This is a genomic window from Chthonobacter rhizosphaerae (assembly GCF_013839525.1).
GTDB classification, from domain to species: Bacteria; Pseudomonadota; Alphaproteobacteria; order Rhizobiales; family Pleomorphomonadaceae; genus Chthonobacter; species Chthonobacter rhizosphaerae.
Map to the genome: position 1 here is coordinate 123,659 of NZ_JACDIS010000003.1, position 17,179 is coordinate 140,837.

The 17,179-nt window shown below is 69.8% G+C and carries 16 protein-coding genes; 6 read left to right on the top strand and 10 right to left on the bottom strand.

The features are described 5' to 3' along the window. The first annotated feature begins 210 nt into the window (after positions 1-210). The 3 genes from HND91_RS06815 to HND91_RS06825 all read left to right on the top strand — a co-directional run bounded on the left by HND91_RS06815 (position 211) and on the right by HND91_RS06825 (position 3,722). On the top strand, positions 211-1,998 hold the full coding sequence (locus tag HND91_RS06815; protein WP_181705802.1) for an acyl-CoA dehydrogenase family protein: 1,788 nt from the start codon (positions 211-213) through the stop codon (positions 1,996-1,998). 10 nt (positions 1,999-2,008) lie between these two features. After that, on the top strand, positions 2,009-2,755 hold the full coding sequence (locus HND91_RS06820; protein ID WP_181705803.1) for a crotonase/enoyl-CoA hydratase family protein: 747 nt from the start codon (positions 2,009-2,011) through the stop codon (positions 2,753-2,755). Positions 2,756-2,861: 106 nt separating this feature from the next. Beyond that, positions 2,862-3,722: an SDR family oxidoreductase gene (locus HND91_RS06825; protein ID WP_181705804.1), complete on the top strand. Its 861-nt coding sequence runs from the start codon at positions 2,862-2,864 to the stop codon at positions 3,720-3,722. 132 nt (positions 3,723-3,854) lie between these two features. Here HND91_RS06825 and HND91_RS06830 read toward each other — a convergent pair whose 3' ends face one another. The 6 genes from HND91_RS06830 to HND91_RS06855 all read right to left on the bottom strand — a co-directional run bounded on the left by HND91_RS06830 (position 3,855) and on the right by HND91_RS06855 (position 9,588). Then, complete coding sequence (locus HND91_RS06830) at positions 3,855-4,406, bottom strand: dihydrofolate reductase family protein (protein WP_181705805.1); 552 nt, start codon at positions 4,404-4,406, stop codon at positions 3,855-3,857. 134 nt (positions 4,407-4,540) lie between these two features. Continuing rightward, a complete protein-coding gene (locus HND91_RS06835; protein ID WP_181705806.1) occupies positions 4,541-5,377 on the bottom strand; it encodes an amino acid ABC transporter permease in 837 nt (278 codons plus the stop codon). A gap of 37 nt (positions 5,378-5,414) precedes the next feature. Then, a complete protein-coding gene (locus tag HND91_RS06840) occupies positions 5,415-6,227 on the bottom strand; it encodes a transporter substrate-binding domain-containing protein (protein WP_181705807.1) in 813 nt (270 codons plus the stop codon). Between the two features lie 91 nt (positions 6,228-6,318). After that, positions 6,319-7,302, bottom strand: coding sequence for a magnesium transporter CorA family protein (locus tag HND91_RS06845; RefSeq protein WP_181705808.1), 984 nt, complete (start codon positions 7,300-7,302; stop codon positions 6,319-6,321). A 234-nt stretch (positions 7,303-7,536) separates the two neighbouring features. Beyond that, positions 7,537-7,716 (bottom strand): hypothetical protein, encoded by a 180-nt coding sequence (locus HND91_RS06850; protein ID WP_181705809.1) that lies wholly within the window; start codon positions 7,714-7,716, stop codon positions 7,537-7,539. A 489-nt stretch (positions 7,717-8,205) separates the two neighbouring features. Beyond that, positions 8,206-9,588, bottom strand: coding sequence for an aminotransferase (locus HND91_RS06855; RefSeq protein ID WP_181705810.1), 1,383 nt, complete (start codon positions 9,586-9,588; stop codon positions 8,206-8,208). A gap of 491 nt (positions 9,589-10,079) precedes the next feature. Between HND91_RS06855 and HND91_RS06860 the strand changes: the two genes are divergently transcribed. After that, entirely contained in the window at positions 10,080-11,717 is a 1,638-nt protein-coding gene (locus HND91_RS06860) for a long-chain-fatty-acid--CoA ligase (protein ID WP_181705811.1), read from the top strand. A gap of 110 nt (positions 11,718-11,827) precedes the next feature. On the opposite strand, the gene HND91_RS06865 is transcribed toward HND91_RS06860, so the two are convergent. Beyond that, on the bottom strand, positions 11,828-12,712 hold the full coding sequence (locus HND91_RS06865) for an MBL fold metallo-hydrolase (protein ID WP_181705812.1): 885 nt from the start codon (positions 12,710-12,712) through the stop codon (positions 11,828-11,830). A gap of 456 nt (positions 12,713-13,168) precedes the next feature. Here HND91_RS06865 and HND91_RS06870 point away from each other — a divergent pair, with 456 nt between their 5' ends. Together HND91_RS06870 and HND91_RS06875 are read left to right on the top strand one after the other, a co-directional pair. After that, a complete protein-coding gene (locus HND91_RS06870) occupies positions 13,169-13,981 on the top strand; it encodes a hypothetical protein (protein ID WP_181705813.1) in 813 nt (270 codons plus the stop codon). Between the two features lie 187 nt (positions 13,982-14,168). Beyond that, positions 14,169-14,888 (top strand): hypothetical protein, encoded by a 720-nt coding sequence (locus tag HND91_RS06875; RefSeq protein ID WP_181705814.1) that lies wholly within the window; start codon positions 14,169-14,171, stop codon positions 14,886-14,888. A gap of 40 nt (positions 14,889-14,928) precedes the next feature. On the opposite strand, the gene minE is transcribed toward HND91_RS06875, so the two are convergent. The 3 genes from minE to minC all read right to left on the bottom strand — a co-directional run bounded on the left by minE (position 14,929) and on the right by minC (position 16,850). After that, entirely contained in the window at positions 14,929-15,204 is a 276-nt protein-coding gene (gene minE / locus HND91_RS06880) for a cell division topological specificity factor MinE (protein WP_181705815.1), read from the bottom strand. Beyond that, a complete protein-coding gene (gene minD / locus HND91_RS06885) occupies positions 15,201-16,016 on the bottom strand; it encodes a septum site-determining protein MinD (protein ID WP_181705816.1) in 816 nt (271 codons plus the stop codon). The genes minE and minD overlap by 4 nt, the downstream gene beginning before the upstream one ends. A 96-nt stretch (positions 16,017-16,112) precedes the next feature. Continuing rightward, positions 16,113-16,850 (bottom strand): septum site-determining protein MinC, encoded by a 738-nt coding sequence (minC, locus tag HND91_RS06890; RefSeq protein WP_181705817.1) that lies wholly within the window; start codon positions 16,848-16,850, stop codon positions 16,113-16,115. Between the last annotated feature and the right edge of the window lie 329 nt (positions 16,851-17,179).

Below are 17,179 nucleotides of genomic sequence, written 5' to 3' on the forward strand. Positions count from 1 at the left end.
CGGACGGCGCACCTGTCAGGACAACGCAGCGGCAATCATCGCGGTGACGGCGAAGGTCCCTCCGACCGGGAAGGCGCGACCCGCCAGCAGCTGTAAGCGATCTTGACGTTTACGTAAGCTGAACCTAACGTCGCCATCCGAGTGGGATGACCGTTCGGATGTGCGCCGAACGGGCGGCGGGGTCAAGGATTTGTCGAGGAGACCTGTCTCATGAGCTACACGGCCCCCGTCGCGGACATCGCCTTCTGGCTGCGCTCCGTCGCCGGCCTGGACGCCGCCATGGCGGCCGGGCTCCATCCGGACCTGACGCCCGACCTGGTGGATGCGGTGCTGACCGAGGCGGGCCGCTTCGCCGGCGAGGAGATCGCGCCGCTCGACCGCGTCGGCGACACGGTGGGCGCGCGTCTGGTGGACGGCGCCGTCCGCATGCCGGACGGCTGGGCGGACGTCTACCGCCGCTGGACCGAGGGCGGCTGGAACGCGCTCTCCGGCCCTCCGGGCCATGGCGGCCAGGGCCTGCCGATCAGCCTCTACGCGGCCGTGCTGGAGATGTGGAACGGCGCCAACGTGTCCTTCGCCACCGGGCCGATGCTGACCCACGGGGCCTGCGTGGCGCTGGAGGCCTACGGCACGGACGAGCAGAAGGCGCTCTACCTTGAGAAGCTCGTCTCCGGCGCGTGGACCGGCACCATGAACCTGACCGAGCCGCAGGCGGGCTCCGACCTCGGCGCGCTGCGCACCCGCGCGGAACCGGCGGGCGACGGCACCTACCGGATCACCGGCCAGAAGATCTACATCACCTACGGCGACCACGACCTCACCGACAACATCATCCACATGGTGCTGGCGCGCCTGCCCGACGCGCCGCCCGGCACCCGGGGCATCTCGCTCTTCCTGGTGCCGAAGCGGCTTCTGGACGAGACCGGCGCGCCGGGCGCGATGAACGACATCACCGTCGCCGGCGTCGAGCACAAGATGGGCCTCCACGGCTCGCCCACATGCACCCTCTCCTACGGCGACAGGGGCGGCGCGGTCGGCTGGCTCGTCGGCGAGCCGAACCGGGGCCTCGCGGCCATGTTCACCATGATGAACAGCGCCCGCCTTTCCGTCGCCGTCCAGGGCGTCGGCGTCGCCGAACGGGCGACCCAGCGCGCCGTCGCCTACGCGCTCGACCGGCGGCAGGGCCGCGCGCCCGGCTGGACCGACGAGGGCATGAGCCCCATCGTCCACCACCCGGACGTCAAGCGCATGCTCCTCACCATGCGGGCGATGACCGACGCCGCGCGCGCCATCTGCCTGGCGCTCGCCCACGCCATCGACCGGTCCGCCGCCGGGGCGGAGACCGACCGCGCGCTCGCCGCCGACCGGGCCGCCCTCCTCACCCCCGTCGCCAAGGCGTTCGCGACGGACGTCGGCGTGGAGGTCGCCTCGCTCGGCATCCAGGTGCACGGCGGCATGGGCTTCATCGAGGAGACCGGCGCCGCCCAGCACCTGCGCGACGCCCGCGTGCTGCCGATCTACGAGGGCACCAACGGCATCCAGGCGATCGACCTCGTCACCCGCAAGCTGCCGCTTTCGGGCGGCGACGCCCTGCGGGCCTACCTGGCGGAGCTCCGCGCCGTGGTGGAGGACGCCCGCGCGCTCGGCGACCCGGAGGTGACCGGCATCGCCGAGCGGGTCGGGCCCGCGCTCGACGACCTCTTCTTCGCCGCCAACTGGCTCGGCCGCGCCCTCGCGGACGGCCGGCAGACCGACGCCCTCGCGGGCGCGACCGCCTTCCTGCGCCTGTTCGCCCTCGCGGCCGGCGGGGCCTACCACCTGAAGGCCGTGGTGGCCGACGCGTCCGCCCGCACGGACAGCCCCGCCGCCCGTCGCCGTCGCCTGACCGCGCGCTTCTTCGCCACCGACATCCTGCCGGCCACCGGCGCGCTCCGGGGCGCCGTCACGGCCGGGGCCGCGGTGGTGGACGCGCTCTCCCCCGACCTCCTGACCGCCTGAGGACCCTGCCATGACCGACCATGTGCGCGTGGAGACCCGCGAAGGCGTTCGGGTGATCACCATCGACCGGCCGGAAAAGAAGAACGCCCTCACCGGCGCCATGTACCGGGCGCTCGCGGACGCGCTCGGCGATACGGCGGACGATCCGGCCGTCGGCGCCGTGCTGATCCGGGGCGCTCCGGGCGCCTTCACGGCCGGCAACGATCTCGCGGACTTCGCCGCCGCCGCGGCCGGCGGCGACGTGGCCGGCCCGATCCTGACGTTTCTGAGGGCGCTCGCCACCGTGGAGACGCCGCTCGTCGCCGCCGTGGACGGGCTCGCCATCGGGGTCGGCACCACGCTCCTCCTCCACTGCGACCTGGTGTTCGCGTCGGACCGCTCGGTGTTCCGCACGCCCTTCACCGACCTCGGGCTGACGCCCGAAGCCGCCTCCAGCCTGCTCGGCCCGCGTCTCATGGGCCATCAGCGCGCGTTCGAACTGCTGGTCGCCGGCCTCGCCTTCGACGCCGCCAAGGCCGAGGCGGCGGGCCTCGTCAACCGCGTGCTGCCGCAGGACCGCCTGGAGGGCGAGGCCTTCGCCGCCGCCGCCGCGCTCGCCGCCAAGCCCCGGCGCGCCGTCGCGATCGCGCGCCGGCTGCTCAAGGGCGACCCGATGGAGGTGCTGCAGCGGATCGACGAAGAGGCGGCCCTCTTCACAGAACGCCTCCAGTCCGCGGAGGCGCAGGCGGCGTTCCGGGCCTTCCTGACCAGGGCCTGACCGGACCCGATCAGGCCCCGAGCAAACCGACGCATGCCGCGCGCGAGCCGGAGGCGCCTCGCCTCCGGCCGGATGCCCGGCGCACACCCGAGGGAGGACTGACACCATGGCGAGCCTCGCCAACAAGACGCTGTTCATCACCGGCGCCAGCCGCGGCATCGGCCTCGCCATCGCGCTCCGCGCCGCCCGAGACGGCGCCAACGTGGTGATCGCGGCGAAGACCACGGAGCCCCATCCGAAGCTGCCCGGCACCATCCATTCGGCCGCGGAGGCCGTGGAGGCGGCCGGCGGCCGGGCGCTTCCCGTCGTCATGGACGTGCGCGAGGAAGCCCAGGTGACCGCGGCGTTCGAGGCGGCTGCCGCCACCTTCGGCGGCGTCGACATCGTGGTGAACAACGCCAGCGCGATCCAGCTGACCCGCACGCCCGAGACGGACATGCGCCGGTTCGACCTGATGCACCAGGTCAACGCGCGCGGCACCTTCCTCGTCTCCAGGACGGCCCTGCCCTACCTGGAGAAAGCCGAAAACCCCCACATCCTGATGCTCTCGCCGCCGCTCGACATCAAGGAGACGTGGTTCGCCCCCCACGTGGCCTACAGCCTCGCCAAATACGGCATGAGCCTCGTCGCGCTCGGACTTGCCGGGGAGCTCCGCCCGAAGGGCATCGCCGTCAACGCCCTCTGGCCGCGCACCACCATCGCGACCAGCGCCATCGAGTTCGTGGTCGGCGAGGCGCTGATGAAGCGCTCCCGCACCCCGGAGATCATCGCCGACGCCGCCCACCTGATCTTCACCAAGGACGCCCGCGCCTTCACCGGCAACTTCCTGATCGACGACACCTTCCTGGCCGCCCACGGCGTCACCGACTTCGACCGCTACCGCGTGGACCCGACGAGCGCGCTGCAGGAGGACTTCTTCGTCCCAGCCGACAGCCCCGCCCCGGCGAGCCTCGGCCCGAAGGAGTGAGACGGGCGGGAGCGGTGCCGAGCGGGAGCGAAAGGTGGAATGCGTGGGTGGTCCGCCTACGCGGACCATGACGGCCGGGGGTGCGGGGTGGCGGGAGGACGGCCGGTGCGGTCGCTCGCCGACGGCCCGTCCTTACGGTCGCCCCTCCCCTCTCCGTTTGTACGCGAGCCGCACCACGCCCGGCATCGCCTCGTCCGTCCCGACCAGCCGCAAGCTCTTCGTCAGGCCGCCCGGGAAGGCCCGGATGCCGTCGCCGACCACTTCCGGAACGACGAACAGCTCCAACAGGTCGATGGCGTCGCGGTCCAGGAAGGCCTGCTGGAGGAGGCCGCCGCCGAGGATCCAGATGTCGCCGGCGGGGAGGTCCTCCGCCGCGCGCAAGTGGCTGACAAGGGCGTCGACGCCGTCGCCCCAGAGGCCGAAGCCATCCGGCAGCGGCAGGCCGGCGCCGTCGGGGCGGCTCGTCACCAGGAAGCCGCGCCGGCCGGCGTAGACGCCGTGGTGGTTCAGGCGCACCACCGTCTCCCAGGTGAGCCGCCCGGTGACGACCGTGCCGATGGACGACCAGAAGGCGTCCCAGTCCGCCCCCTCCGGCGGGTAGGCGTCCAGAAAGCGGACGCCGCCGTCCGGCTCCGCGATGAAACCGTCGATGCTCATGGCCATGTAGCCGCGGATCCGGCGCATGGAACGTCTCCTCTTCGACCGTGACGATCCGGCGAGACTGCCCCCGCCCCGCGACAGCGCCCGGCAGGAGCGGCCGGACGTTCGCTCATGCGGCGGGAGCGGCGGGTGTTCACCCATGCGGCGGGAGCCTGGGTTCAGCCGCCGCGGAGCGCCTCGTGCCGCCGCAGCCGCTTTTCCAACGCCCGCACGGCGAGCGACAGGGACACGGTCATCAGGAGATAGATGTAGGCCACCACCGTGTAGGTCTCGAAAAACAGGAAGGTGCCCGACGAGTAGATCTTGCCGAGTTGCGTCACGTCCTGGACGCCGAGCACGGAGACGAGCGAGGAGTCCTTGATCATCGCGACGAAGTCGTTGCCGAGCGGCGGCAGCACGGTGCGGATGGCCTGCGGGAAGACGACGAGGCGGAACACCTGCACCCGCGTGAGGCCGAGCGCCTTGGCGGCCTCCACCTGCCCCCGGTCCACCGCCTGGATGCCGGCCCGGAAGATCTCGGCGAGGAAGGCCGAGTAGCTGATCACCAGGGCGACGACCGCGCGCCACAGAAGGTCGAAGTCGCGCACCCCGGCGGGCGCCAGGAGACCGGCGGCCTGGAGCGGCTGGGTGACGACGTTCCAGGCGGCGACGAGAGCGGGCGCGGCCACGAAGGCCATGTAGAAGAGGAGGACCAGGACGGGGATGCCGCGCACGATCTCCACGTAGAAGGTGGCCGCCTCGCGCACGATCCGCCGCCCGGACAGCATCGCGCCGGCGACCGCGAGGCCGAGGAGCGCCGCCATCAGGAAGGCGACGACGGTCACGAACAGCGTGGTCCCGATCCCTGCCGAGAGGGCGTTGAAGATGGCCGCGTAACCCTCGTCGGCCGCGATCGCCAGGCCGAAGGCGACCGCGAGCAGGACCGCCGCCACCAGCCACCAGGGCACGGCGGAGAGCGCGGCCAGCGCCGGGCGGGCGGTCACCGGCGCCGGCATGCGGCGGTCGTCCGTCGACGCAAGGGCGCGGCCGGGGTCAGTGCTGGCTCTTGTAGTCGTAGAACCACTTCTTGTTCAGGGCCTCCAGGGTGCCGTCGGCCTTCATGGCGGCGAGCGCCGCGTTCACCGGGGCCACGAGGTCGGAGCCCTTCTTGAAGATGAAGCCGAAGTCCTCGGTGCCGAGCGGACCGCCGATCACCTTGAAGGCCCCGGGCGAGGCGCCGATGTAGCCCTCGGCCGAGACCTTGTCCATCAGCACCGTATCCACGTCGCCGGACTTCAGGGCCTGGACGGACGCGCCGAACGTCTCGAACAGCTTGATGCGGGGGTTCGCCTCGTTCCCGTCGAGCACATTGTAGACCGCGACGTAGAAGTTGGTGGTGCCCGGCTGGGCGCCCACGAGCCCGTCGGCCATGCCGGCGAAGCTCTCGGCGTCGGAGAAGCGGGTCTCGTCCGCCCGCACCAGCATGAACTGTTCCGACGTCAGGTACGGATCGGAGAAGTCCACCTGCTGCCTGCGCTCGTCGTTGATGGTGATGCCGTCCATGCCGACGTCGAACTCGCCGTCGCGGACCGCCTGGATCATGGCGTCCCAGGAGGTGAGCTTCCACTCGACCTTGGCGTTCAGTCGCTTGGCGATCTCGTTGAAGGCGTCGTACTCCCAGCCGATGCCCTGGCCGGTCTTCGGGTCCGCGAAGTTGAGCGGCACATAGGCGTTCTCGGTCACGGCCACGATGGTGCGGCCCTGAAGGTCCGGCAGGCCCGCGGCCGAGGCCGGCGCCGACAGGCCGGCGACGGCGAGGACGGTCAGCAGCGCGCGACCGAGGCGGGATGCGACGGCGGTGATCATGAGGATGCCCCCTCAAGCGTGACGTGGTGGAATTGTCGAGGCGGCACTATGGTGGCCCCCGGGCGCCGGGCGCAAGGGCCAGCGTGGCCGTTCAGAGCCAGCGTCGCCAGCGGAACACCAGGAAGGTCACCACCGCCGCCGCCACCATCAGGGCGAGGGCGTAAGGGTAGCCCCAGGTCCAGTGCAGTTCGGGCATCACGTCGAAGTTCATGCCGTAGATGGACGCCACCAGCGTCGGCGGCATGAAGATGACCGCGAGCACCGAGAAGATCTTGATGATGTCGTTCTGCTGGATGCTGACGAGGCCGAGGGTGGCGTCGAGCAGGAAGGTGTTGCGCTCGTCGAGGCCGTGGACATGGTCGGAGAGGGCCTGGATGTCCCGCTGCATGGTCAGCATGCGGGCGCGGTCGTCCTTGCCGAAGCCGGTCGCCTCCGCCTTCTCGTCGAGGAAGAGCAGGAGGCGCGACAGGCCGAGGAGGCTTTCCTGCACATGCCCGAGGCGAAGGCCCTCGCGGCCGATCGCCCGGAGCGTCAGGTTGTAGTCCGGCCGCTGGCCGGGCGCGTGATTCTCGAAGATGGTCGTGCCGATGCCGCCGATCCGCGCCGTCGCCCGCTCCAGGATGTCGGCCAGACGGTCGATCGCGGTCTCTAGGAGCGTCACCAGCACGGCCCGGGCGGTGCACACGTCCGACACTGGCCGCAGCATGCGGTTGACCGCCACCGGAAAGGTGCCGGGCTCGTCGTAGCGCAGGGTGACGAGGCGGTTGCGGGCGAAGATGAAGCTGACCGCCGTCGTGCCGGGCTCGGAGCTTTCCGAGCGGCAGAGCAGCACGGCGGTGAGATAGAGGGTGCCGTTCTCCATGGAGAGACGGCTCGACGGCTCGATCTCCTCCATCTCCTCGCGGGTCAGGAGTTCGGCGCCGATGAAGGCCTCGGCGGCCCGGTCCTCCTCCCGCGTCGGGCGGAAGAGGTCGACCCAGACCGCGTCCGGATGGATGACGGGCACCCCGTCGGGGCCGAGCGGCGCTGGTTCACGCTTCAGGTCGGTGTGAAGCGGACGATAGACGTCGATCAAGCAGGCTTCCTCCGGGACCGGATCGGCGCCGTCTTTAGCACCGGCCGGGGCGCGCGTGGAAGCCTCGCGCCATTCGGGTCCGCGGCCCTCCAGTCCGGCTCCCCAGTCCGGCTCCCGCCCCGGGCGATCATGCCCGACGACCCTGAGGCCGGAGCGCGACGCGGCTGGAAGACCCTGGCGGCCGAACCGCCCCCCGCGACGGATGCCGCGGCGCGGGCGGTGAGGGCGGACCGATCAGTCCTCGTAGTCGAGCGGCGCGGCGACCACGTGCTCGGACTTCACCTTCGCGGGCTTGAACATGGTGGCCGCCGAAAGGGCCGGAATGCCGATGGTGCGGTACTGCTCAGCGAGATCCGGCTTGGTGCTCTGCTGTTGCTGCGCCTGTCCTTCACGGGCGCTGTACTCGGTCTTCATCTTGTTCCCCGCGCAAAACGGCTGTGGATCGACACGACCAACGGCCGAAACATTGTTGATATGCTTTATTCAACCCGGACCGGCCGCTCCGATTTGCGCTCCGTCCCGATGAAGAAGATTACGCCGGCAAAATGGGGCGGGACAAGGGCACTATACATAAGACTAAATAAGCATGGCAGCACATGTGCGCCGTTGTTGCGGCGGTGCAACAAGTCGAACCGGGATGGTAAACGAGCGGTAAACGTGAGCTGGAGCCCTTCGGCAGGAGATTTCCTGTCACATCCGTGAAAAACACTAGACTTAGACCTGCCAAGCCCGCGCTTGCGGCGGATCCCGCGTCGCCGCCGGCGCCGGACCCGCTGATATCACCGGTCGGACTGTGCGAATGCAGGTCGCCGGCCGCCGCTATGCAAGCGAAGCGGGCCGCTGATCCGCCGCCCGGGGGGACGGTGGATCGACGGCCCGCGCGAGGTCCGCTCGTCGTGCCGCTCAGGCGGTCCGCAGGGTCTCCGCCGAGACCCACGCCTCGGCGTCGTCGAGGGTGCGCTCGATGCGGTCGAACAGTTCGTTGAGCTCGTCCTCGGTGATGATCATCGGCGGGCAGACCGCGATGGTGTCGCCGATCGCGCGCACGATCACCCGGTTCGCCTCGCCGAATCGGGCGGTGCGCGGGCCGACGCCCTGGGTCGGCAGGAAGGCGCGCTTCGTGGCCTTGTCGGCGACGAGCTCGATGCCGCCCATCAGGCCCTTGTACCGGGTCTCGCCCACCAGCGGGTGGTCCCTGAGGCGCTCCAGCCGGGCGGCGAAGAGGGGCGCGAGGCCCTGCACGCGGCCGACGATGTTGCGCCTCTCGTAGATCTCCAGCGTCTTCACGCCGACGGCGCAGCCGAGCGGATGGCCGCCGTAGGTGTAGCCGTGGCCGAAGGTGCCGATCTTGGCGGACTGGGCCTCGATCGCCTCGTAGATCCAGCCCGGCAGCATGACGGCGGACAGCGGCACGTAGGCGGCGGTCAGCTGCTTGGCGATCGACATGGTGGTCGGCCGCATGCCCATGGTGGTGGCGCCGAACCAGTTGCCCGTCCGGCCGAAGCCGCAGATCACCTCGTCGTCGATGAGCATGATCTCGTGCTCGTCGAGGATGGGCTGGATCGCCTCGAAATAGCCCTCCGGCGGCACGATCACGCCGCCGGCGCCCATCACCGGCTCGGCGATCATGGCCGCGATGGTGTGGCCGCCCTCCCGCTCGATCAGGTCGCGGAGGTTCTGGGCGAGGCGCGCGACGAAGTCGGCCTCCGACTCGCCCGGCTCGCCGAACCGGTAGTGGTGCGGGCAGTCGGTGTGGAGGATGCGGTCCACCGGCAGGTCGAAGTCGCGGTGGTTGTTGGGCAGGCCGGTCAGCGAGGCCGACACGATGGTGACGCCGTGGTAGCCCTTCACCCGGCTGATGATCTTCTTCTTCTCCGGCCGCCCGAGGGCGTTGTTGAGGTACCAGGCGAGCTTGATCTGGGTGTCGTTCGCCTCCGAGCCGGACGAGGAGAACAGAACCTTGTCCACCGGCATCGGCGCGATCGACTTCAGCTTCTCGGCGAGCTCGATGGCCGGCTCGAAGCCCTTGCCGCCGAAGAGGTGGTAGTAGGGCAGCTTGCGCAGCTGCTCGGTGGCGGCGTCCACCAGTTCCTCGTCGCCGAAGCCCAGCCCGGCGCACCAGAGGCCGGCCATGCCCTCGATGTATTCCTTGCCGTGGGTGTCGTAGACATAGACGCCCTTGCCGGACTCCAGCACCAGCGGGCCGATCTGGCGCAGCGTGTGGAGCGGCGTATAGGGGTGCAGCACCGCGTCCACGTCGCGGGTCTGGACATTGGTGAGGGGCATGACGGCGACTCTCCCGAAAGCGGACCGTGTGAACCGGCGACACTAGAGCATTCTCCGATCAAGTTGCACGACTTGATCGCCGAGAGAATGCTCCAGCTTATTGAATCTGGAGCGATTTCTTGTCGACCTGACGATTCCGTCAGGTCGGAAAGCGCTCTAGGGTGATCCGGCCGGGTTGGAAACGGGGAAGGCGCCAATCGCGCGGGAATGCGTCGGACGCCGCGCACAACCCGTCCGGCGGCCCGCCGGGCGCTTCTTCCCTATCTCCCGCCCCAACATAAGAGGGGCGTGCCACCATCCTTCCCCTCAGGGGAAGGTGCTGAGCGAAGCGAAGCGGAAGGGGTCGTCTTTTCCCGCGCCGCGCCGCCCATGACAACCGCCTCCGTTTTCCTTCTCATCGAAAACCCACTTGCCAAACGTTTACGTAAGCGGAAGGATGCCCGCCGAAAGCGCCGGGAACAGGCGCCGCTCGATCGGCAGGGAGGACGCCCATGCAAGGGCTTATGCAGGACTGGCCGTTGATCGCCAGCAAGATCATCGACCACGCCGCCGCCAACCACGGCGCGCGGGAGATCGTGACCCGGTCCGTGGAGGGCCCCATTCACCGGACCACCTACGCGGAGGTCCGGGAGCGCTCGCTCATGGTGGCGAAGCGCCTGGAGCGGCACGGCATCCGGCTCGGTGACCGGGTGGCGACGCTCGCCTGGAACACGTGGCGGCACCTGGAGCTCTGGTACGGCATCCAGGGCCTCGGGGCGGTCTGCCATACGGTGAACCCGCGGCTCTTCCCGGAGCAGATCGCCTGGATCATGAACCACGCGGAATCCCGCCTGCTCTTCACCGACCTCACCTTCCTGCCGCTGATCGAGAAGCTGAAGCCGCTGATGCCCCATGTGGAGCAGGTGATCGTCCTCACCGACGAGGCCCACCTGCCGGCGACGGGCTTCGAGGCCGTCGCCTACGAGAGCTGGATCGCCGAGGCGGACGCCGACTTCCGCTGGCCGACGTTCGACGAGAACACCGCCGCCGGGCTCTGCTACACCTCCGGCACCACCGGCGACCCGAAGGGCGTGCTCTACTCCCACCGGTCGAACGCGCTCCACGCGCTCCTCGCCTGCCTGCCGGACAGCTTCTCCCTCTCGTGCCGCGACACGGCGCTGCCCGTCGTGCCCATGTTCCACGCCAACTGCTGGGGCCTTGCCCATGCCGGCCCGATGGTCGGCGCGCGCCTCGTCCTGCCGGGCGCCAAGATGGACGGCGCGTCCATCTTCGAACTGCTGCGCGACGAGAAGGTGACCCGCACCGCCGCCGTCCCGACCGTCTGGCTCATGCTGCTCCAGCACCTGGACAAGACCGGCGAACGGCTGGAGGGCCTGGAGCGCGTGGTGATCGGCGGCTCGGCGGCGCCGCGCGCCATGATCCAGGCGTTCCGCGATCGCCATGGCATCGAGGTGGTGCACGCCTGGGGCATGACGGAGACGAGCCCGCTCGGCACGCTCTCGACCCTGAAGCCGGAGAACGCCGGCCTGTCCGGCGACGCCTGGCTGGACGTGCGGGAGAAGCAGGGCTTCACCCCCTTCGGCGTCGAGATCGAGATCACCGACGACGAGGGCCGTCCGCGCCCGCACGACGGCGAGACCTTCGGTCGCCTGAAGGTGCGCGGCCCGGCGGTCGCCCGCGGCTACTACAAGGTCGGCGACGTGATCGACGCGGACGGCTGGTTCGACACCGGCGACGTCGCCACCATCGACCCGCTCTCCTACATGCACATCACCGACCGGTCGAAGGACGTCATCAAGTCGGGCGGCGAGTGGATCTCGTCCATCGACCTGGAGAACATCGCCGTCGGCCACCCGGACGTGGCCGAGGCGGCCGTCATCGGCATCCGCCACCCGAAGTGGGACGAACGCCCCCTGCTGGTCGTGGTGGCGAAGGAAGGCCGGACGCCGACCCGCGACAGCCTGCTCGCCTTCTTCGAGAGCAAGGTCGCCAGGTGGTGGCTGCCGGACGACGTGGTGGTGGTGGACGAGATCCCGCACACCGCCACCGGCAAGATCAAGAAGGTCACGCTCCGGGAGCGCTTCCGCGACTACCAGCTTCCGACCGGCTCGCCGAGGGACGCCGGCTAGAGCATTCTCCGATCAAGTTGCATGACTTGATCGCCGAGAGACTGCTCCAACTTATCGAACCTGGAGCGAATTCCTGTCGGCCTGACGAGTCCGTCAGGTCGGAAGGCGCTCTAGCCGCGCGTCCGCAGCACCGCTTCCACATTGTGCTGGTGTACCGGCTCGTAGGCGTCGAACCAGCGCAGCGTCCCGCTCGCAAGATCCGGCTCCAGCACGGATCGGAGCGGGCGCTCGGCAAGCGCCGGGTCGTCCTTCAGGGCGATCAGGAAGGCCACGTAGCGGGCCGTCGCGCCGATCAGGTCGGGCGGATAGCCGCCCGCCGCGATCACCGCCGGGTCGCCGTGGTTGGGCAGGATGCGGTCGACCGGCCAGCCGCCGATCCGCCGCAGGTCGTCCAGGTGCCGGGCCAGCCGATCCGGCTCGTCCACATAGGTGATCGGGTCCTCCAGGGCGTCGCCCGCGAGGAGAAGCCCGGTCTCGGGCAGAAGCAGCAGAAGGCCGTCCTCGCTGTGGATGTCCACCGGCCGGAGCTCCACCCGGATCGATCCGACGTGGAGGACGTCCGGCCCGTCGATCAGCCGGGTCGGCATCACCAGCGGGTCGATCGGCGGACGGTCGCTGGCGAATCGCTGCCGATTCGCCTCCATCAGCTCCGCCGTCAGCCGCCGCGCCACGATCTCGCAATCGGCGAAGCGCGCGTTGCCGGCCACGTGGTCCGTGTGCCAATGGCTGAGCACGACCGTGATGCGGCGGACGCCGCGCTCCGACAGCGTCCGGCGGATGATGGCGGCATGCGCGAGCGAGATGTGGGTGTCGTAGACCAGGGCCTCCTCGCCGTCGACGATCGCGTAGGTGCAGACCCCGAGCGAAAAGGCGCCGTCGTCCAACCAGTTGGCCGCGTCTCCATGGATCCGGACGCCGGGCACGCGGCCGTCGTAGAAGGCGAGAACGCCCGCCGCCGGCTCCAGGATCGTCAAGGTCGAGCCCAGGTGGACCATCGCGCGCCTCCCTCCGTGAAGCCCCGACCCTCGCAGACCGACCCGCCGACGTCCACCGGAACGCGACGCGGGCGCGGTCCCGGCGACGGCGTGTCCGGGCGGCCATCCACGGAAAACCAGCCTTTCGCCATTGCGAAGGTTGACGAGACCGGCCCGCCTCTGCCACCCTCGTCATAATCACCAAGTCGTAAATGGCTTCCGACCCGCTGCGATGCTTTCTGGATCTGCTTCGCCTTTGGACCTCCATCGGCTGATATTTGTATGGCGCATGCCTATCGGTGGCTTCGACGGGACGTGACGCGCCGGGCGGGTACCCTGACGCGCAGCGGACCCGCCCGCCGCCCATCCGAAGAGTGTTCGATGGTCACCCTGACGCCGGCGAACAATCGTGGACTGGGCCGTCTTCCCTCTGCAGGTCGCGCGGGCGACTTGCCGGGCGATCTGACCACGTCCTCCGTGACGGATGACGGTGCGGGCAGCGCCGATCGCGACGTCCAGGCCGGCAACCCGGGGGTCGGGGCCGATCGCGGCGGCCAGGATGGCAAGGGTGGCGGCGCCCGGCCGGACCCTGCGGCGGCCATCGACTTCAAGACGGTCCTGCTCGGTTTCGTGCCGGACCGATCCTTCGGCGCAGACCCGGGCCAATCGGAACCGGGCCACTTCGAACGGGGCCACTTCGAACAGGGCCGCATCGACAAGGACGGGGACAAGCGCGGCCAGGCCCCGCCTGGCGATCCGCCCGGTGCGGACGACACCGACGCGGGCCGGGACGACCCCGCCCCACGCGCCCCGCCGCCCCTCGTTCCGCCCGCTGTCGAGATCGTCAGCCCGGCCCTCACGCGCGCGGCGGTCGCGATCCGCACCGCCTGGCGCGACCATCTGACCCCGCTCATCGACCTCATCGACGCGAATGCGGCCTCTCCCGCCCCATCGGCCGAAGACGACGACGCCATCCGACCGTCCGACGCCGAGCCCGGCGAATGGGGACAGTTGGAGGACAACCCCATCGAGCGCCTGGTGGACGAGATCCGCGACCGCTATGCGGTGGCCGGCGAGATGGTGCTGACCGACGGCGGGCACACGCGGCTCGGCGCCTTCACCCTCGGCCTGCAGGGTCCGGGCTTTCGGGCCGAGATCACCCACGCCGAGCATGTCTACGACCGGCTCTTCCGCGCGACGGTGACCGAGGGCGCCGGACCGGTGAAGCCGATCACCCTCTCCCGCGCGATCCGGATCGCCGATCAGGCGGACGGCGAAACGGGCTTCTGACGCGGCCGCCTTGGGAATCTTTCCCGCCGCAATTGTCATAGATAACGATTGATTTACCAATTTTCCCGCAGAATGACAGTCACGCTGGCTCGACGAACTCGAGTTGATGGCCGCCGCATGACGCGGCCGGCTTCGGACGGTGGCGCCCGGAATGGACCCGGGCCGGACCGTCGGAGCATGTGTCGCCGTGTCGTCCTTCTCGTCCCATCTGGCGGCCTTCGCGCCGCCGCGAATCACGCCGCTCGACGTCCGCACCGCGGACCCGGCCAGGTCCGCCGCCGGTCTCACCCCCCGCACCTGGGACGCCATCCTGGACGCGCCGCCATCGCGCGCGCCGGTGCGGACCGCCGGCGCAGGCCGGCGCGCCACCCTGGTCGCCGCCGGCCCGACGCTCCCGCTTCCCTCGCCGGTCAGTCTCAGCCGCACCTACCGCACCGGCGTCGAGGCGATCGCCCACGCGGTCGAACACCACGTCGGCCCGCTTCTCGCCATGGTGACGCGCATCCGCTGGGCCGAGGGCGTGCTCCACGGCGGCTCTGCGCCATGCGCCGCCGGCCCGGTCGCCAGCCGGGCGACCGCCTCTAGCCTCCTGGCGATCGACACCGAGCTCGCGGCCAACGCCGCCGCCGAGGTCGGCCGGCTGTTCCAGGTGGAGGGCCGGCTCCTCGGCCGCGACCCGGAGGGGCGCACCACCGCGGGTCCGTTCGAGCTCGTCTACAAGGGCGCCCTCTTCGACGCCCACCTCACGTACGGGGACGGCGGGCTGACCGCGCGCGTGGTGGACGCGGCGAGCGGCTTCTCGCGCCCCATCGATCCGGCCGAGGCCGCGCGGGCGTGGTTCGGGACGTCGACCGGCGGCCCGGCGCCGAACAAGGAAAACCCCGCCGGCGACGCCGACGGGGTCTAGAGATCAGGTCGCCGGGGCGGGACGACGGAGACCGCCACCGTCAACCGGACGCGACCTTGCGCAGCTCGGTCCGGTTCGGGATCTCGATGTCGACCTCCAGCATGGAGACCTGGTCACCCCTGTCGAGCTTGACCATCACCTTGTCCTGGTCGACGGTGACGTGCCGGGAGATGACCTCCAGGATCTCCTCGCGCAGCTTGGCGAGGAGATCGGGCTGGCCGCCCGTGGACGCCCGCTCGTGGGAGAGCAGGATCTGCAGCCGTTCCCGCGCCTGCGGGGCCGACGTGCGGCGGGTGAACATATTCAGCAGATTCATGCGACCCTCCGGCCGAAGAGCGCGCCGAACAAGCTGCGCTTGTCGGTCGGCACCGTGATCGGAACATCGATCCCCATCAGGCGCAGGGCGGCGTCCAGGTAGGCGCGCGCCGGAGCGCTGTCCGGGTTGGCGATGGTGACGGGTGAGCCGAGGTTGGAGGCGCTCAGCACCGCCTGGCTCTCCGGCACGATGCCGAGGAGCGGAATGGACAGGATTTCAAGCACGTCGTCGACCTTCAGCATCTCGCCCTTCTCGGCGCGGCTGGGGTCGTAGCGGGTGAGGAGCAGGAACTTGTCCATGCGCTCGCCCCGCTCGGCGCGGATCGTCTTGGAGTCCAGGAGGCCGATGATCCGGTCGCTGTCGCGGACCGACGAGACTTCCGGGTTGGTGACGACGACGGCCATGTCGGCATGGCGCATGGCGAGGGTCGCGCCGCGCTCGATGCCGGCCGGGCTGTCGCAGATGATCCAGTCGAAGCGCTCGCGCAGCTCCTCGATCACGCGGGCCACGCCCTCGGTCGAAAGCGCGTCCTTGTCGCGGGTCTGCGAGGCGGCGAGCAGGGACAGGTGCTCGCACCGCTTGTCGCGGATCAGCGCCTGGCTGAGCTTGGCGTCGCCCTGGACCACGTTGATCAGGTCGAACACCACGCGGCGCTCGGCGCCCATCACCAGGTCCAGGTTGCGCAGGCCGACATCGAAATCCACCACGCACACGGTCTGTCCGCTGAGCGCCAGCGCGGCGCCCAGGGCTGCCGTGGAGGTGGTCTTGCCGACCCCGCCCTTGCCCGATGTCACTACTAGTACTTTCGCCATCGTCGTCTATCCTCGGCTGAGCCTTCGACCCGGACACCCTTTGGGGGTTTCTCCGGCCCCGTCCGCCCCCGAGCCAGGGCGGCGAGGCCGAAGGCCTCAGTCGAGCGCGGCAAACATGAGAGTGTCGTCCTTCAGCCAGACCTGCACGGGGCGGCCGAGCAGGCCGGGCTGCATCTCGTCGGCGGTCTGGTACAGCCCGTCGATGGAGAGAAGTTCGGCTTCCAGCTTGTGGCAGAAGATGCGGGCGGACGGGTTGCCGGTGGTTCCCGCCAGCACGCGCCCCCGGAGCGGGCCGTAGACGTGGACCGAGCCGCCGGCCACGATCTCGGCGCCGGACGCCACCGACCCGATCACCGTCACGTCGCCTTCCGGGAAGACGATCGACTGGCCGGACCGGACCGCGTGGTCGACCACGAGCGAGGGCGACGTCGCCGGCACCAGTTGCGGCGGCGGCGCGGACTTGGGCTTCTCGTCCTCCTCGGACGTGGAGGCCTCCTCGTCCACCGGGTCGGGCACGTCCACCACACGCCCGCCGCTCATGGCGGGCGGCATGCCGAGGCCGAGGGAGGACGCCTTGGCGCCCTCCACGCCCATCACCCGCACCTTGCGGTCGAACAACTTGGCAATGAGATCCGCGAGCGCGGCCTTGTCCAGGTTGAGCGACGTCACGTCGAGAACGACGGCGCGGCCGATGAAGAAGCTGGGGGATCGGCGGAGCAGATCGTCGAACTCGACGAACCAGTCCTGAAGCGGGAGCTCGGGCGCGAGCACCAGCGCCAGGAAGGACCTGCCGCGAAACCTGATCGAATTGCGGGTTTTGGTTACCGTCGCCATCGCTGCACGTGGAATTCGTCTGGGGCCTTGATTTGGCCACGGGATGGTTAACGAGGAGTTAACTTAAGAGTTTGCTCACCAATCAAGATCAGCTGCGGCAAGACGGCAACACAGTTCTTCTCACGCAGCCTCATGTAATTCTTTTCACCATTATGGGTTTCGAACGAGTTATCGATCGTTCTAATTCAGTCTCAGGTTCTATGCAGGATGCATTACGTCTTTTTGAGACGGTTCTGTCATGATCGGATGCGCGTCGCCCCTTGCGATGTAGCGACGCCCAGCCGCTTTGATCGGTCGATATCTCAGGATTCACCGGATGATTCACACTC